The sequence below is a fragment of the Pseudomonas vranovensis genome (genome assembly GCF_040438935.1).
Lineage (GTDB): Bacteria > Pseudomonadota > Gammaproteobacteria > Pseudomonadales > Pseudomonadaceae > Aquipseudomonas > Aquipseudomonas vranovensis.
Genome location: NZ_CP159259.1, coordinates 3,656,151 through 3,671,063 on the forward strand (window position 1 = coordinate 3,656,151; position 14,913 = coordinate 3,671,063).

Consider the following 14,913-nt stretch of genomic DNA (forward strand, 5'->3'; position numbering starts at 1 on the left):
GCCGCCTTGGCGGCTCCACCCACAAGGAGCTACTGATGAAAAAACTGTCCCTGATCCTGCTTGGCAGCCTGCTCGCCGCCTGCAGCAGTACCCCGCCCGCTTCCAAAGCCAGCCTCGACGGTGAGGTGTTCTACCTGCAGCGCATTGCCCTGCCACCGGCCGCGACCCTTAGCGTCAGCCTGCAGGATGTCTCGCTGATGGACGCTCCGGCGGTCACCCTCGCCAGACAGAGCGGCCCAGTCAAAGGCCAGGTGCCGCTGCCCTTTCATCTGAGCTACGACCCAGCCCAGGTCAAGCCTGGCCACCGCTACGCCGTCAGCGCGCGGATCGAACTCGACGGCAAGCTGTTGTTCATCAACACCGAACACCACGGCGTGCAACTCGATGGCACCGACCCGCAATCGGTACGCATCAAGGTTGATGCCGTTCGTTGATTGATTGCCCGCTTTTGGATAAGGATGCTCCCATGTTACGCCCTGCCCTCACCTTCACCGGCCTGTGCGCCGGCCTGCTGTTCTCGGCCAGTGCCCTGGCACTGTCGCTGGGTGATCTCACGCAGAAAGACGCCTCCGTCGGCCTCAAGGATGCCCTGACCCAAGGTGCGCAAGTTGCAGTCAAGCAGTTGGGCACGCCCGGTGGCTTCAGTACTAACCCCGAGGTACGCATTGAACTGCCTGGGAAACTGGGCAAGGCTGCCAAGACCATGAAGAAGTTCGGCATGGGTGCCGAGGTCGAGCAGCTAGAGACCAGCATGAACAAGGCGGCCGAAGCGGCCGTTCCCCAGGCCCAGGCCCTGCTGGTCGATGCCGTGAAGAAAATGACCGTCGACGATGCCAAGGGCATCCTCGCCGGCGGCAACGACTCGGCCACCCAGTACCTGAGCAAGACCAGCCGTGAGCAGATCCGCGCCAAGTTCCTGCCGATCGTCAAGCAGGCCACCGACCAGGTGGGCCTGGTCCAGCAGTACAACAGCTTTGCCGGGCAGGCAGCGGCGTTGGGCGTAGTGGATGCCAAGAGCGCCAACGTGGAAGGTTATGTGACCGAGCAGGCGCTCAACGGGTTGTTTGAAATGATTGCCAAGCAGGAAGAAAGCATTCGCCAGAATCCTGCCGCGGCAGCAACCAGTGTGGCCAAGAAGGTATTCGGGGCCTTGTAAAGGCATCGCGGGGCGACGTCTCGACGTGCCCCGCGATCAACCTCAAGCCTTCTTCACTCTGAACCACGCTGCATACAACGCCGGCAAGAACAACAGCGTCAACGCAGTGGCCACGATCAAGCCACCCATGATCGCCACCGCCATCGGCCCGAAGAACACGCTGCGCGACAGCGGGATCATCGCCAGTACCGCCGCCAGCGCGGTCAGTACAATCGGCCGGAAACGTCGCACGGTCGCCTCGATAATCGCCTGCCAACGATCCAGCCCCGCCGCAATGTCCTGCTCGATCTGATCCACCAGGATCACCGAGTTACGCATGATCATCCCCGACAGCGCGATCGTCCCGAGCATCGCCACGAAGCCGAATGGCTGGCGGAACACCAGCAGGAACAAGGTCACCCCGATCAACCCCAGGGGCGCGGTGAGGAACACCATCACCGTGCGCGAGAAGCTGCGCAGTTGCAGCATCAGCAAGGTCAACACCACCACGATGAACAGCGGCACGCCAGCGTTCACCGACTTCTGTCCGCGGGTAGAGTCTTCCACCGTGCCACCGACTTCCAGCAGGTAGCCATCGGGCAATTCGGCACGCACCGGGTCAAGGGTCGGCAGGATCTGCTTGACCAGAGTCACCGGCTGTTCCTTGCCATAGATATCGGCACGAACGGTGACGCTGGGCAGACGGTTGCGGTGCCAGATGATCCCTTCCTCGAAGCCGTATTCGAGTGTTGCTACCTGCGACAGGGCCACACTCCGGCCGTTGTCGGTCGGTACTGCCAGGCTCGGCAGGTTGGCAAGCTCGGTTCGCTCCTGCTGGGTACCGCGCAGGAGGATTTCGATCAGTTCGTTGTCTTCACGGAACTGACTGACCGCCGACCCTGTGAGCGAGCTTTGCAGGAACTTGGCTAGGTTGGCGGTACTCACGCCCAGGGCCCGGGCACGGTCCTGGTCGATGTTCAGGTACACCACCTTGCTCGGCTCTTCCCAGTCGAGGTGGACGTTGACCACATGGGGGTTCTCGCGCACCTTGATCGCGACCTTGCGTGCCAGGGCACGCACCTGCTCGATATGCTCGCCAGTCACCCGGAACTGCACCGGATAGCCCACGGGTGGGCCGTTCTCCAGGCGGGTAACGCGCGAGCGCAGGTCCGGGAACTGCTCGTCGAGGGTGGCGATCAACCAACTGCGCAGGGCTTCACGTTCTTCGATGGTATTGGCCAGCACCACGAACTGGGCAAAGCTTGCCGCCGGCAATTGCTGGTCCAACGGCAGGTAGAAGCGTGGTGAACCCGTGCCGACATAGGCCACGTAGTTGTCGATACCCGCACGGTCCTTGAGCATGGCCTCCAGGCGCTTGACCTGTTCAGCGGTATTGCTCAGCGAGGCACCTTCAGCCAGCTTCAGGTCGACCATCAGCTCCAGTCGGCCGGAAGCCGGGAAGAACTGCTGGGGAACGAAACGGAACAACAAGATGCTGCCAATGAACAGCGCGATGGTTGCGATGATAACGGTTTTGCGCCGCTCGACGCACCAGCCCACCACTCGCCGCACACGCTGGTAGAACGGCGTGCCATAGGGGTCCGGCCCGCCTTCGGGGGTGCCATGCTTGGCGGCATGCAGCTTGGCCAAGTCAGGCAACAGGCGTTCGCCCAGGTACGGCACGAACACCACGGCGGCAATCCAGGAGGCGATCAAGGCAATGGTGACCACCTGGAAGATCGATCGGGTGTACTCGCCGGTGCTGGACTGCGCCGTGGCAATCGGCAAAAAGCCTGCGGCGGTGATCAGGGTACCGGTGAGCATCGGGAAGGCCGTGCTGGTCCAGGCGTAGCTGGCGGCCTTGATGCGGTCGAAGCCCTGTTCCATCTTGATCGCCATCATCTCGACGGCAATGATCGCATCATCCACCAACAACCCCAGGGCCAGCACCAGCGCACCCAGCGAAATCTTGTGCAGGCCGATGCCCAGGTAGTACATGGTGGCGAAAGTCATGGCCAGCACCAGCGGAATGGCCAGGGCCACCACCAGCCCGGTGCGCACACCGAGGGAAAAGAAGCTCACCAGCAACACGATAGCCAGGGCCTCGACCAGCACCTGAACGAACTCGCCCACCCCGGTTTTCACTGCCGCAGGCTGGTCCGACACCTTGCGCAGCTCCATGCCGGCCGGCAGGTTGTGGGAGATACGCTCGAACTCGGTTTCCAGGGCCTTGCCCAGCACCAGGATGTCGCCACCGGCTTTCATCGACACCGCAAGGCCGATGGCATCCTGGCCCATGAAGCGCATGCGTGGCGCGGGAGGATCGTTGAACCCACGGCGGACCTGGGCCACATCACCGATACGGAAAGTGCGGTCGCCAACACGAATGGGGAACTGCTCGATCTGCTCGACAGTATCGAAGCGGCCGCTCACCCGCAGTTGCAAGCGCTCGCTGGGGGTCTCGAAGAAGCCGGCGGTGCTGACGGCGTTCTGTTCCTCCAGGGCCTGCTGAACAGCCGCCAGGGGCAAGCCGAGGGTTGCCAGCTTGACGTTGGACAGCTCGATCCAGATCTTTTCGTCCTGCAGCCCCAGCAGCTCGACCTTGCCCACGTCCTTGACGCGCTGCAGCTGAATCTGCACGCGGTCGGCGTAATCCTTGAGCACGGCGTAATCGAAGCCTTCGCCGGTCAGTGCATAGATGTTGCCAAAGGTAGTGCCGAACTCATCGTTGAAGAACGGCCCGTGAATACCAGGCGGCAAGGTATGCCGGATGTCGGCGACCTTCTTGCGGATCTGGTACCACAGCTCGGGGATATCGGCCGAATGCATCGAGTCGCGGGCCACGAAGGTGACCTGCGATTCACCCGGGCGCGAGAACGACACGATTTTCTCGTACTCGCCGGTCTCCATCAGCTTCTTTTCGATGCGCTCGGTGACTTGGCGCGAGACTTCCTCGGCGCTGGCGCCGGGCCAGATAGTGCGGATCACCATGGCTTTGAAGGTGAATGGCGGGTCTTCGCTCTGCCCCAACTTGGTGTAGGACAGCGCGCCGACCAGCGCCAGGAGAATCATCAGGAACAGCACGATCTGCCGATTGCGCAGGGCCCAGGCGGAAAGGTTGAAACCCATCGGGACTTACTCCTTGGCCGCCAGATTCACCACACGATTGGAACGATCCACCGGACGCACCTGTTGCCCCTCCTGGAGCACATGCACGCCGGCCGCCACTACCCAGTCCGAGGCATTGAGCCCTTCAAGCACTGGCACACTGTTCTCGCCATAGGCGCCCACCCGTACTGGCACACGCTTGAGGGTGTTGTTGGCGTCCACACGCCATACGTAGGTCTGACCGTTTTCGGCGGTCAGGGCCGACAGCGGCACCGCCAACGGCACCTGCTCATCGTGCTGGATGTACACCCGGGCACTCTGGCCCAGCTCTGCGGGCACCTTGCCCGCGGTGAAGGCAATGCGCGCGGCAAAGGTCCGCGAGCGCGGGTCTGCCGAGGGCGACAGCTCACGAATGCGTCCGGTAAAGCGTTCATCGGGTTGCGACCAGAGCTCAACCGACACCGGCTGACCGACTTTGAAGCGGCCGAACTGCTGTTCCGGCAAACCGATCAGCACTTCGCGTTCGCCATCGGTGGCCAGGGTAAATACGGTCTGGCCGGCGGATACCACCTGCCCGACCTCGACCTGGCGCTTGGCGATCACACCGTCCTGAGAGGCGCGCAACACGGCGTATTCGGCCTGGTTGCCAGCCACGTCGTATTCGGCACGCACCTGCTTGAGCCGGGCCAGACCGGCGCGATAGAGGTTTTCGGCATTGTCATACTGGGAATGGCTGACCATCTGACGGTCAAGCAGGGTCTTGTAGCGGTCGCGCTCGGCCTTGACCAAGGTCAGGTTGGCTTCAGCGGCGGCCAGTTGGGCGCGACTGGCCTCCAGTTGCAGGCGTACATCCTGCGGGTCGAGCTGTGCCAGCGGCTGCTCGGCCTTGACCCGCTGCCCCTCTTCGACCAGGCGCTTGCTGACCTTGCCCCCGATGCGGAACGCCAGCTCCGGCTCAAAGCGCGCACGCACCTCGCCCGGGTAGCTGTCGGCAGCGGCGCTGGCCGGTTGCGGCTGCACGACCATGGCAGGACGCAGGGAAGTCTGCGGTGCACTCTCCTGCCCGCAGGCAGAGAGCAGCACGGCAAGGCCGATGGGCAGAGCGAGGGGCAAGGCATGGCGCAACATGGTGAATGACCTTTCGCGAGTGACACTTTGAATATTTATACTGGCGGGTATATTAAATCAGGGAACCACAGCCGGGAAGCCGCGGCCCAAGAGAAAAATCGTATTAACGCGATTCCTTTATGACGATATCTGCCAGCCACGGACAGGTCGGCGATGTACCATGTGCACCAACCGGAACCTGTACACGTACTCATGCCCAACGATCTCACCGCTCCCGTCGGCCCCGGCCGGCCCAAAGACCTGGTCAAGCGCCAGGCCATACTCGAGGCGGCGAAGCAGCTGTTTCTGACCCTTGGCTATGCCAGCACCAGCATGGATGCGGTCGCGACAGCGGCAGGTGTTTCAAAACTCACGGTCTACAGCCACTTCACCGACAAGGAGACGCTGTTTACCGCAGCCATCTCGGCAACCTGCACGGCACAATTGCCGGAGTTGATCTTCGAGCTGCCTGACGGTGCGCCGCTGGAGCAGGTATTGCTCAATATCGGCTGCGGCTTCCAGGCGCTGATCAGCAGTGAGCAGTCAGTGCAACTGACACGCCTGATCATGACCCTGGGCACTCAGGACCCCAAGCTCAGCCAGATTTTCTTTGAGGCCGGCCCATTGCGGGTGTTGCGGGAGATGGAAGCCTTGCTGCGACGCGTCGATCAGCGCGGACTGCTGCGCATCGAGCATCCGGACAAAGCAGCAGAACACTTCTTCTGCCTGCTCAAGGGCGCGCCGAACTATCGCCTGCTGCTCGGCTACGCCCCGGCCCTGGACGCCGAGGCCACGCAGGCCCATGTCGAAGAAGTGGTGAGGATGTTCCTGAACGCCTATCGGCCCTGATCAGGCCTTGAGGGCCTTTTTCGGGTAGATGTCATAGCGGCTGGACTTGCCTTCCAGGCTGTGGCTTGGCTTGGGCCCTTCGATGATCGGCGCCTTGCGCGGGCGCTTGACCACCACCCGGTGGCTGGCCAGGGCCAGCGCCGCTTCGAGCAGGGCCGGTGCATCCAGGTCGTCACCGACCAGCGGGCGGAATACGCGCATTTCCTTTTTCACCAGGGCGCTCTTGTCGCGATGGGGAAACATCGGGTCGAGGTAGATCACCTGCGGCGGCTCGCCCTGCCAGTTGCGCAGGTGCTCGATGGCATTGCCGACAAGCAGCTGCATCCGCGCGACAATCGGGCCGACTTCGGCATCGCTGGCCGCCCGGGCCAGGCCATCCTGCAGCAGCGCGGCAACCAGCGGCTGGCGCTCGATCAGGGTCATCCGGCAACCCAGGCTGGCCAGCACGAACGCATCCTTGCCCAGCCCCGCCGTGCAGTCGAGCACTTGCGGGCGAATGCCCTGGGCAATGCCCACCGCCTTGGCGATCATCTGCCCGCTGCCGCCGCCGAACACCCGCCGGTGCGCCGCCGCGCCTTCGACGAAGTCGACCCGCACCGGGCCCGGCGCCTGTGGGCCCAACTGCTGGATCTGCAGCCCGCTGGCACCAACCTGCACGGCAAAGCCTGCGTTATCGTCCGCCAGCGGCAGCTCCAGGCGCTGCGCCCACTCATTGGCCTGGGCCTGATAGTCGGCCGTCAGTGCCTCGACCCGGATGCCGCCGTCCGCCAGTAGCTCCACCATCACATCCTGTACTCAAAAAAATTAAATGATCGTCGGCCACGGCCGATATACGAAGTATTCGCTATTTTGCCAGACCTTCAGCGCCTGCGACTGCCATGACCGATATTCTTCAGCTCAGCTCAGGTTATTTATCGCCCGTCGGCAACTACGGGCGGCATAACACCCAGGCATTGGGTGGCGTCAGCCACCTGTGGCAGGACTTCTTCGCCCGTGCCCTGGCCGAGCAACAGGGTGAAGACGGCAAAACCGGCAACCTCACCCTCGAACAGTACGACAAGGCAACAGGCGAGCCACTGGGTGGTAGCCAGGTACTGGCACACATTCACAGCCAGCGCCTGTGCAACGTGCTGGACACCGAAATCGCTCCGCCCGAGCCTCTGTTCCTGCCGATTGCCGAATTCGAGCCGGAACTGCTGGAAAAGCTCGCCCCACCCTATAGCGATGCCGAACTGATCGAGCAGCAGCGCCAACTGGATATCAGCAACACCTGGGTGCGCCCGGTGGTCATGAGCCAGGGGCATCCGATTGCAGAACCGAGCCCAGGCCCCACGCCAAAGCCGCTGTACTTGCCGATCGCCGAGTTCGAGCTGGACCTGCTGGACAAGGCCCCCGAGCCCTTTGACGAACCGACCCTGGCGGCCCAGCAATCAGCCCTGGACTTCGACAACCGCTGGGCGCGCCCCGTAGTGCTGAACAACGTGCGCATCGCCGCCTGAGTCAGCGGCACACCTGCCAGAAGCCCATGTCCAGATGGAAGTGGTTATGGTGGGCGGCGTTATAGTCCGGCCCCAACACCGTATTGAAGCTGTCGCAAGCCCGCGCATGCACCTCACGTAAAAACTGCGCCTTGGCGCCCTCGCCGCCCCAGTCCTTCAACAGTGTGATCCGCTGCCCATCCGCCAGCCGAAACCCGGCGATATCTAGGGCATTGGCCGTCGCGTGCTGGCTGAGCCGACCGTCCTTGCGGTTGTAGACGTTGCGACAGGCAAAGCTGCCCAGGTGATCGACCTGCACCACCGGCTGGGCGAACGCGCGCTGTGCCGCCGGCTGCAAGGCATGGTGCTCGAACAGTGCATAGGCCACCGCCAGCGGGCAACTGGCCAGAAAACTGCTACTCAGGCGCACCGCACTGCCTTCCACACGCAGCACATTTTCCAGCGGACAGGGCGCCTGCGCCGGGCTGTCGGCCTGCTGGCGATAACGTAGACCCGAAGTGGCCAACGCTTGCGCGCAGCGTTGTGGGTCATCCTGCAAACGCCCAAGCTTGTACGCCGTCAGCAGATTGGGGGGTTGGCGTACGTCGAGCACCGCCCACGGGTTCCAGGCGTCCGGCACACGCACACCCTGGTACCAGGCAACTACACCTGCCGCCACCAGCAACAGACACAGCAGCAGGCCCTTGCCCACGGCAGGTCAGCGCCTGAACAACTGGTTCAACTGGTCAAACGGCAGCGCCTGCTCGCAAAAGGTGAAGCTGCCCTGATCCTGGATCTCTTGCGCTGCGCGGTAGAACGCCCCGTAGGCGGCCCGCGCCATGGAAGAACCGACACTGATGCGCCGCACGCCCAGGTCCTGCAATTGGTTGACGCTCAACTGCACGCCGCTGAGCCCCATCAGCACGTTCACAGGCCTGGGCGCCACCGCCTGGACCACCGCTCGAATTTCTTCGGCCGTGCGCAGGCCCGGGGCATAGAGCACGTCGGCCCCAGCTTCGGCGAAGGCCTGCAGGCGGGCGATAGTGTCGTCCAGGTCCAAGCGCCCGTGCAGCAGGTTCTCGGCGCGGGCACAGAGCATGAAAGGGAAGTCCAGGCTGCGGGCCGCGGCCACGGCGGCTTCAACTCGCTCAACTGCATGATGGAAGCTGTAGATGGGCTCATCGGGATTGCCGCTGGCATCCTCGATAGCCCCCCCCACCAGGCCGGCCTGTGCCGCTTGAAGAATCGTCTCGGCGCAACCTTTGGGGTCATCACTGAAGCCGTTCTCAAGGTCAGCGGCCACCGGCAAGGCGGTGGCATCGACAATGGCGCGCGCATTGTCCAGGGTTTCACCCAGGTTCATCGCCCCTTCGGCATCCGGCCGCCCCAACGAGAACGCCAGGCCTGCACTGGTGGTCGCCAGCGCCTCGAAGCCCAGGCTCGCCAGCAGCTTGGCGGAGCCGGCATCCCAGGGGTTGGGGATGACGAAGGCGGTGTCACGCTCATGCAGGGCTTTGAAGGCTTCGGCACGCAGGGTTTGTACATCCATGATCACGGCTCCCGGGCAGGCGGCAGGACGTGTTCAAAGCAAGCCGAGTTGTTCGGCCTCAGGCGTCCTGTCCAGTTCAGGCAAGGCCGCAAGCCCCGGCAGGCGCTCCATCAAACCTCGATGAAAACGCTGCGCCAGCGCTGCGGCCAGGCGGTTGTCAGCAGTATGCAGGAAAACATAGGGGCTGCGCCCTTCCTCGATCCAGGCAGCAACCTTGTCCAGCCAAGGCAGTAGAAAGGATTCATTGGCCGCCAGTTCCGGGTGGCCGATGAAGCGCACCTGAGGGTGTTGGCTGAAGGCGGTGGGACGCGGAGGAACACGGGGCTTTTTCGACTGGGCATGGAGCACACCCGGATCACGGGATGTGCAACTGAACAGTGCCCGTGGGTCCAGGCAGATACGCTCCACACCACGGTCAAGCAGCAGCCGGTTGAGCAACCGCTCCTCATTGCCCTTGGCAAAAAACGCCTGGTTGCGCACCTCGACGGCGATGGGCACGGTGATTTCATCGAGAAACGTCACCAGTTCGCCCAGGCGCGCCGGCCCGAAGGTCGCCGGCAGTTGCAGCCAATAGGGGGCAACCCGTGCCCCCAGGGGCTTGAGCAGCTCGATGAAGGCCTGCGCCGCAGCCAATTGCCCGTGCAGGTCGCCGCCATGGCTGATATCGCCGGGAAACTTGGCGGTGAAGCGAAAGTGCGCGGGCATTATTTGAGCCCAACGCTCGAGGGTCGCCGGGGCCGGACGGGCATAAAAGGTAGTGTTGCCTTCTACGGCGTTGAACACCTGGCTGTAGAGGCTTAGAAAATCGCCGCTTTTAGCGTCAGCGGGATACAGGTACTCGCGCCAGGCGTTTTCACTCCAGGACGGGCAACCAAGAAAATAGGGAAGCGTGGACAGACTCATCCATCAAATGTACAGGTCCAGCCCCAGCACTTCCATCTCCCAATCCACGAAGCCTGCAGTCGTCAGGTAGCTGGTCAGGGCCTGGGCTGTGCGCTTGTTGCAGGCACGGGGGAAGATCATGTCCTGCGGGCGGGCCGGCAATCCACCGGTGCGCGCCTGGCCAGTACTGGCCTGGGGTTGTACCTCGTACTCGCCGGGCAGATCCTCGTCCACGTCATCGCTGCGAGCCGGCGCTTTGCGCGCGGTACGCTTGATTGGATAGGACTGCGAGGAAAAACCGTCGATACGCATGGCGATCTACTCAGGACCATTGATGGCAATTTAGCAGCATCAGAGATCCTTCGCTAATGCCCGACTGATAACTGGACCACAATCTAGGCAAAAGGTTTTATTTACCCTGGGAATAACCGACGAGATGCACTCAACGTGCCTTGGGCGTAGCTACGTTGTCGCGCAGGTACACAGGCTGCGCTTGGTCGGCGGGGATGGCTTCGCCACGCTGCCAGGCGAAGGTGGCCAGGGCCAGCAGGTCCTGGGCATGGGGCAGGAGGCTTGCATCCTGGCCGCTCAGCGCCACCGGGATACGTTCGGCGTAACCCCAGCCGGTGCCGGCACCGAACCAGTCGCCTTTGGCGTCAGCTGGCAAAACGGCTTGCTCCGGAGGCAGTACCGCTTCGCTGCCCACCAGGCGCATTTCACCGCCAACATCCTGATAGCAGCCCCAGTACACCTCATCCATTCGCGCATCAATGGCAGCGGCCACCTGATGCACACCTTGCTCGCGCAGGGCCCGCTGGGCCAACACGGCCAGGTTGGACACCGGCACCACCGGACGCTCGAGCGCAAAGGCCAGGCCCTGGACCACGCCAATGGCGATACGCACACCGGTAAAGGCGCCTGGCCCACGGCCAAAGGCAATGGCATCGACCGCAGCCAGCGTAGTGCCGGCATCTGCCAGCAGTTGCTGGATCATCGGCAGCAGCTTTTGCGCGTGCAGGCGCGGGATCACCTCGTAGTGGCTGGAAACCTTGCCGTCATGCAGCAAGGCGACAGAGCAGGCTTCAGTGGCGGTATCCAGGGCCAACAAGGTGGTCATCGGTGTATCCAGGCGTAAGAAAAAAGAGCGGCATTATAAACAACAACGGCCCGCAAGCGGGCCGTTGTCTGCACTACCGAGCGTCAATCAGCTCAATGCAGCCAGCACCTTGGCGGTGATGGCTTCGACCGAACCAACGCCTTCGATGTGTGCGTAGGCAGGTTTGCCGCCATTGGCAGCCGACAGCTTCTGGTAGAAGTCCACCAGTGGCTTGGTTTGCTCGTGGTAGACCGCCAGGCGATGACGCACGGTTTCTTCGGTGTCGTCTTTACGCTGAACCAGCGCTTCGCCGGTGACGTCGTCCTTGCCTTCCACTTTCGGCGGGTTGTAGACCACGTGGTAGACGCGGCCCGAACCTTCGTGAACGCGGCGGCCAGCGATACGCTGGACGATTTCTTCGTCTTCGACGGCGATTTCGACCACGGCATCCAGCTCGACGCCATTGGTTACCAGGGCTTCAGCCTGAGGAATGGTGCGCGGGAAACCGTCGAACAGGAAGCCGTTCGCGCAGTCAGGCTGGGCGATGCGGTCCTTGACCAGGTTGATGATCAACTCGTCGGAAACCAGCTTGCCAGCGTCCATGATCGCCTTGGCTTCCAGGCCCAGCGGGGTGCCGGCCTTGACAGCGGCGCGCAGCATGTCGCCAGTGGAGATTTGTGGAATGCCGAATTTTTCGGTGATGAACTTTGCCTGAGTACCTTTACCGGCCCCGGGAGCTCCCAGCAGAATCACGCGCATCTTGTGCTCCTCATTTTTGTAAGCAAATCAATGGAGTCGGCGCAGAGGGCCAAGTCCGGAATTTGGGTAATGACCACAAATCGGTCAAAAGGCTGCTCAAGATACACAGCGCCTTCAAGCCACACAAGCGGTCGAAAGTCGGAAAAAACCACACACATCGGCCGCACAAAGCACAGGTTGCGCCGAGCGCAACCTATTGCTTTGCAAGCAATCTCCCCTCCTTCTATCACCCATCGGCGACCTTGCGGCCCTCTTCAACCGGTATTGCGCAAACCCGCTGCGATACCCGCCACCGTGACCAGCAAGGCCTGTTCCAGCGGGCTATCCAGAGCGGCTTCGCGCACTCGGGAGCGGGCCAGCAACTCCGCCTGCAATAGATGTAGCGGGTCCAGGTAGGTATTGCGCAAACGGATGAATTCCAGGGTCTCGGGGCTGTGCGCCAGTAGCACCGGCTGCCCGGTCAGGCCCAGCACCACTTGGCACGCCTGCGACAATAGGTCGCGCAAATGTGCACCTAAAGGTCGCAGTTGTGGTTGCACCAGACGTTCGTCGTAGGAGCGGGCAATGTCGGCATCGGCCTTGGCCAGGACCATTTCCAGCATGTCGATGCGCGTGCGGAAGAACGGCCACTGCTCACGCATTTGCGCCAGCAGCTCGCCCTGGCCCCGCGCCAGGGCGTTGCTCAGTGCCGCCTCCCAGCCTAGCCAGGCCGGCAGCATCAGGCGGGTCTGGGTCCAGCCGAAAATCCACGGGATTGCCCGCAGGCTTTCGATGCCCCCGGCACGTCGCTTGGCCGGGCGACTGCCCAGCGGCAGGCGGCCCAGCTCTTGCTCCGGGGTGGACTGGCGAAAGTACTCGACGAACTCGGGGTTGTCGCGGACCACGCCACGGTAGGCCTTGACTCCGTCGGCGGCCAGTTGGTCCATCAGCTCGCGCCAGGCCGGTTGTGGCGGTGGCGGCGGCAACAAGGTCGCCTCGAGCACGGCAGCCAGGTACAGGTTGAGGTTCTGCTCGGCAATGTCCGGCAAGCCGAACTTGAAGCGGATCATTTCACCCTGTTCCGTGGTGCGGAAGCGTCCGGCCACCGAGCCTGGTGGTTGCGACAGGATCGCCGCATGGGCCGGGCCGCCGCCTCGTCCGACGGTACCGCCACGGCCGTGGAACAGCAGCAACTCGACCTGTTGCTCGCGACAGATGCGCACCAGCGTCTCCTGGGCGCGGTACTGGGCCCAGGCAGCGGCCGTAGTACCCGCATCCTTGGCCGAATCGGAGTAGCCGATCATCACTTCCTGCGGGCCATGCAACGCACTGCGATAACCTGGCAGGCCAAGCAGGCGCTCCATTACCGGGCCGGCGTTGTCCAGGTCAGCCAGGGTCTCGAACAGCGGTACCACGCGCATGGGGCGCAGCACGCCGGCTTCCTTGAGCAGCAATTGCACTGCCAGCACATCGGAGGCGGCACCCGCCATGGAGATGACATACGAGCCCAACGACGCCGCTGGCGCCGCTGCGATCTCGCGGCAGGTGGCTAGCACTTCGGCGGTGTCGGCCTGGGGTTTGAAGTAGCTGGGCAGCAGTGGGCGGCGGCTGTTGAGTTCCTGCTGGAGAAAGGCAATGCGCGCCTCCTCGTCCCAGTCGCCATAGCGGCCCAGCCCGAGGTAGTCGGTGATTTCGCTCAGCGCGGCGGTGTGGCGCGCTGCATCCTGGCGCACGTCAAGGCGCACCAGGAACAGGCCAAAGGTCACCGCCCGGCGCAAGCAGTCGAGCAGCGGCCCGTTGGCGATCACCCCCATGCCACAGGCATGCAGCGACTCGAAACACAGGTGCAGGGGCTCGAACAGGTCGTGGTTGTCGTGCAGCACCTGAGCAGACGGTGCTTGTGGCGCTTTCAGGGCACTGTGTGCCCAGGCCCGGGTTTCGCGCAACCGATCACGCAATAGCTTGAGCAGCACCCGGTACGGTTCGGCACACTCGCCTACCCTGGCCCGCAGCGCCTCGCTGGCCTGCTGCATGGACAGCTCGGCGGCCAGGGCGTCGATGTCGCGCAGGAACAGGTCGGCGGCCATCCAGCGCGCCAGCAGCAGCACCTCTCGGGTGACAGGTGCGGTGACATTGGGGTTGCCGTCGCGATCACCGCCCATCCAGGAAGCGAAGCGAATCGGTGCGGCCTCCAGTGGCAAGTGCAGCCCGGTGGCGGTATGCAGGGCCTTGTCGACCTTGCGCAGGTGATGAGGAATGGCTTGCCAGAGCGAATGCTCGATCACTGCGAAGCCCCATTTGGCTTCGTCCACCGGCGTCGGTCGGGTACGGCGGATTTCTTCAGTGTGCCAGGCTTCGGCGATCAGCCGTTGCAGGCGTTCGCGGATCTGTTCGCGCTCGGCCGGAATCAGGTCGCGGTGGTCCTGGGCAGCCAATTGAGCGGCGATGGCATCGTACTTCTGGATCAGCGTACGGCGTGCCACTTCGGTAGGGTGCGCAGTCAGTACCAGCTCGATGTTCAATTTGCCCAACTGACGCGCCAGGGCATCGTCGCTGTGCCCCTCGGCCTTGAGCCGCGCCAGCAGTTCGGGCAGCACCCGATCCTCGAAGGGCTCGGCCTGGCCGGCATCGCGGCGGCGTATCAACTGGTATTGCTCAGCGATATTGGCCAGGTTGAGAAACTGGTTGAAGGCGCGTGCCACCGGCAGCAGTTCGTCTTCAGCCAAGTCATCGAGCGTCGAGCTCAACTGCTCGGCGCTACCACTGCGGTCAGCCTTGGCACTGCGGCGAATGTCCTCGATCTTTTGCAGGAACGCTTCACCGTACTGCTCGCGCACGGTGTCCCCCAACAACTCACCCAACAAATGAACATCTTCACGCAAGCGCACATCGATATCAGTCATCAGCCTTGTCTCCGGCATTCCTGGAAAACCGCTCTAGGTTCAGAGTGCCCCACTACCGGTCGTGCTTT

14 protein-coding genes are annotated in these 14,913 nt (G+C 63.1%); 4 read left to right on the forward strand and 10 right to left on the reverse strand.

All coding sequences use genetic code 11. From position 1 onward, the window contains the following. The first annotated feature begins 35 nt into the window (after positions 1 to 35). Both ABVN19_RS17085 and ABVN19_RS17090 read left to right on the forward strand, forming a co-directional pair. Positions 36 to 434 (forward strand): YbaY family lipoprotein, encoded by a 399-nt coding sequence (locus tag ABVN19_RS17085; RefSeq protein ID WP_105641178.1) that lies wholly within the window; start codon positions 36 to 38, stop codon positions 432 to 434. A gap of 32 nt (positions 435 to 466) precedes the next feature. After that, entirely contained in the window at positions 467 to 1,156 is a 690-nt protein-coding gene (locus tag ABVN19_RS17090) for a DUF4197 domain-containing protein (RefSeq protein ID WP_028942970.1), read from the forward strand. Positions 1,157 to 1,198: 42 nt separating this feature from the next. On the opposite strand, the gene ABVN19_RS17095 is transcribed toward ABVN19_RS17090, so the two are convergent. Together ABVN19_RS17095 and ABVN19_RS17100 are read right to left on the reverse strand one after the other, a co-directional pair. Beyond that, complete coding sequence (locus ABVN19_RS17095; RefSeq protein WP_028942969.1) at positions 1,199 to 4,264, reverse strand: efflux RND transporter permease subunit; 3,066 nt, start codon at positions 4,262 to 4,264, stop codon at positions 1,199 to 1,201. A 6-nt stretch (positions 4,265 to 4,270) separates the two neighbouring features. Then, complete coding sequence (locus tag ABVN19_RS17100; protein ID WP_105641179.1) at positions 4,271 to 5,371, reverse strand: efflux RND transporter periplasmic adaptor subunit; 1,101 nt, start codon at positions 5,369 to 5,371, stop codon at positions 4,271 to 4,273. A gap of 192 nt (positions 5,372 to 5,563) precedes the next feature. Between ABVN19_RS17100 and ABVN19_RS17105 the strand changes: the two genes are divergently transcribed. Continuing rightward, complete coding sequence (locus ABVN19_RS17105; RefSeq protein ID WP_028942967.1) at positions 5,564 to 6,199, forward strand: TetR/AcrR family transcriptional regulator; 636 nt, start codon at positions 5,564 to 5,566, stop codon at positions 6,197 to 6,199. On the opposite strand, the gene ABVN19_RS17110 is transcribed toward ABVN19_RS17105, so the two are convergent. Beyond that, a complete protein-coding gene (locus ABVN19_RS17110; RefSeq protein ID WP_105641180.1) occupies positions 6,200 to 6,982 on the reverse strand; it encodes a class I SAM-dependent methyltransferase in 783 nt (260 codons plus the stop codon). A 95-nt stretch (positions 6,983 to 7,077) separates the two neighbouring features. Here ABVN19_RS17110 and ABVN19_RS17115 point away from each other — a divergent pair, with 95 nt between their 5' ends. Beyond that, positions 7,078 to 7,698: an energy transducer TonB gene (locus tag ABVN19_RS17115; RefSeq protein WP_105641181.1), complete on the forward strand. Its 621-nt coding sequence runs from the start codon at positions 7,078 to 7,080 to the stop codon at positions 7,696 to 7,698. Between the two features lies 1 nt (position 7,699). On the opposite strand, the gene ABVN19_RS17120 is transcribed toward ABVN19_RS17115, so the two are convergent. The 7 genes from ABVN19_RS17120 to ppc form a co-directional block, all read right to left on the reverse strand. Beyond that, complete coding sequence (locus ABVN19_RS17120) at positions 7,700 to 8,389, reverse strand: extensin family protein (protein WP_028942964.1); 690 nt, start codon at positions 8,387 to 8,389, stop codon at positions 7,700 to 7,702. 6 nt (positions 8,390 to 8,395) lie between these two features. Further along, a complete protein-coding gene (locus tag ABVN19_RS17125) occupies positions 8,396 to 9,226 on the reverse strand; it encodes an isocitrate lyase/phosphoenolpyruvate mutase family protein (RefSeq protein ID WP_105641182.1) in 831 nt (276 codons plus the stop codon). 33 nt (positions 9,227 to 9,259) lie between these two features. Next, positions 9,260 to 10,129, reverse strand: a complete 870-nt coding sequence (locus ABVN19_RS17130) for a DUF72 domain-containing protein (protein ID WP_105641183.1) — start codon at positions 10,127 to 10,129, stop codon at positions 9,260 to 9,262. A 3-nt stretch (positions 10,130 to 10,132) separates the two neighbouring features. Continuing rightward, on the reverse strand, positions 10,133 to 10,420 hold the full coding sequence (locus tag ABVN19_RS17135; RefSeq protein ID WP_105641184.1) for a hypothetical protein: 288 nt from the start codon (positions 10,418 to 10,420) through the stop codon (positions 10,133 to 10,135). Positions 10,421 to 10,550: 130 nt separating this feature from the next. Continuing rightward, complete coding sequence (gene tsaB, locus ABVN19_RS17140; protein ID WP_105641185.1) at positions 10,551 to 11,225, reverse strand: tRNA (adenosine(37)-N6)-threonylcarbamoyltransferase complex dimerization subunit type 1 TsaB; 675 nt, start codon at positions 11,223 to 11,225, stop codon at positions 10,551 to 10,553. Positions 11,226 to 11,312: 87 nt separating this feature from the next. Next, positions 11,313 to 11,963, reverse strand: coding sequence for an adenylate kinase (gene adk, locus ABVN19_RS17145; RefSeq protein WP_028942959.1), 651 nt, complete (start codon positions 11,961 to 11,963; stop codon positions 11,313 to 11,315). Positions 11,964 to 12,217: 254 nt separating this feature from the next. Then, positions 12,218 to 14,845 carry a phosphoenolpyruvate carboxylase gene (gene ppc, locus ABVN19_RS17150; RefSeq protein ID WP_028942958.1) on the reverse strand — a complete coding sequence of 876 codons (2,628 nt, stop codon included), beginning with the start codon at positions 14,843 to 14,845 and terminating at the stop codon, positions 12,218 to 12,220. Positions 14,846 to 14,913: the final 68 nt, after the last annotated feature.

Coding starts and splice junctions, on each gene's coding strand:
- ABVN19_RS17125 (WP_105641182.1), bottom strand. CDS start 9,226: ATGGATGTACAAACCCTGCGTGCCGAAGCCTTCAAAGCCCTGCATGAG.
- ABVN19_RS17095 (WP_028942969.1), bottom strand. CDS start 4,264: ATGGGTTTCAACCTTTCCGCCTGGGCCCTGCGCAATCGGCAGATCGTG.
- ppc (WP_028942958.1), bottom strand. CDS start 14,845: ATGACTGATATCGATGTGCGCTTGCGTGAAGATGTTCATTTGTTGGGT.
- ABVN19_RS17135 (WP_105641184.1), bottom strand. CDS start 10,420: ATGCGTATCGACGGTTTTTCCTCGCAGTCCTATCCAATCAAGCGTACC.
- ABVN19_RS17130 (WP_105641183.1), bottom strand. CDS start 10,129: ATGAGTCTGTCCACGCTTCCCTATTTTCTTGGTTGCCCGTCCTGGAGT.
- ABVN19_RS17105 (WP_028942967.1), top strand. CDS start 5,564: ATGCCCAACGATCTCACCGCTCCCGTCGGCCCCGGCCGGCCCAAAGAC.
- ABVN19_RS17115 (WP_105641181.1), top strand. CDS start 7,078: ATGACCGATATTCTTCAGCTCAGCTCAGGTTATTTATCGCCCGTCGGC.
- tsaB (WP_105641185.1), bottom strand. CDS start 11,225: ATGACCACCTTGTTGGCCCTGGATACCGCCACTGAAGCCTGCTCTGTC.
- ABVN19_RS17110 (WP_105641180.1), bottom strand. CDS start 6,982: ATGGTGGAGCTACTGGCGGACGGCGGCATCCGGGTCGAGGCACTGACG.
- adk (WP_028942959.1), bottom strand. CDS start 11,963: ATGCGCGTGATTCTGCTGGGAGCTCCCGGGGCCGGTAAAGGTACTCAG.
- ABVN19_RS17090 (WP_028942970.1), top strand. CDS start 467: ATGTTACGCCCTGCCCTCACCTTCACCGGCCTGTGCGCCGGCCTGCTG.
- ABVN19_RS17085 (WP_105641178.1), top strand. CDS start 36: ATGAAAAAACTGTCCCTGATCCTGCTTGGCAGCCTGCTCGCCGCCTGC.
- ABVN19_RS17100 (WP_105641179.1), bottom strand. CDS start 5,371: ATGTTGCGCCATGCCTTGCCCCTCGCTCTGCCCATCGGCCTTGCCGTG.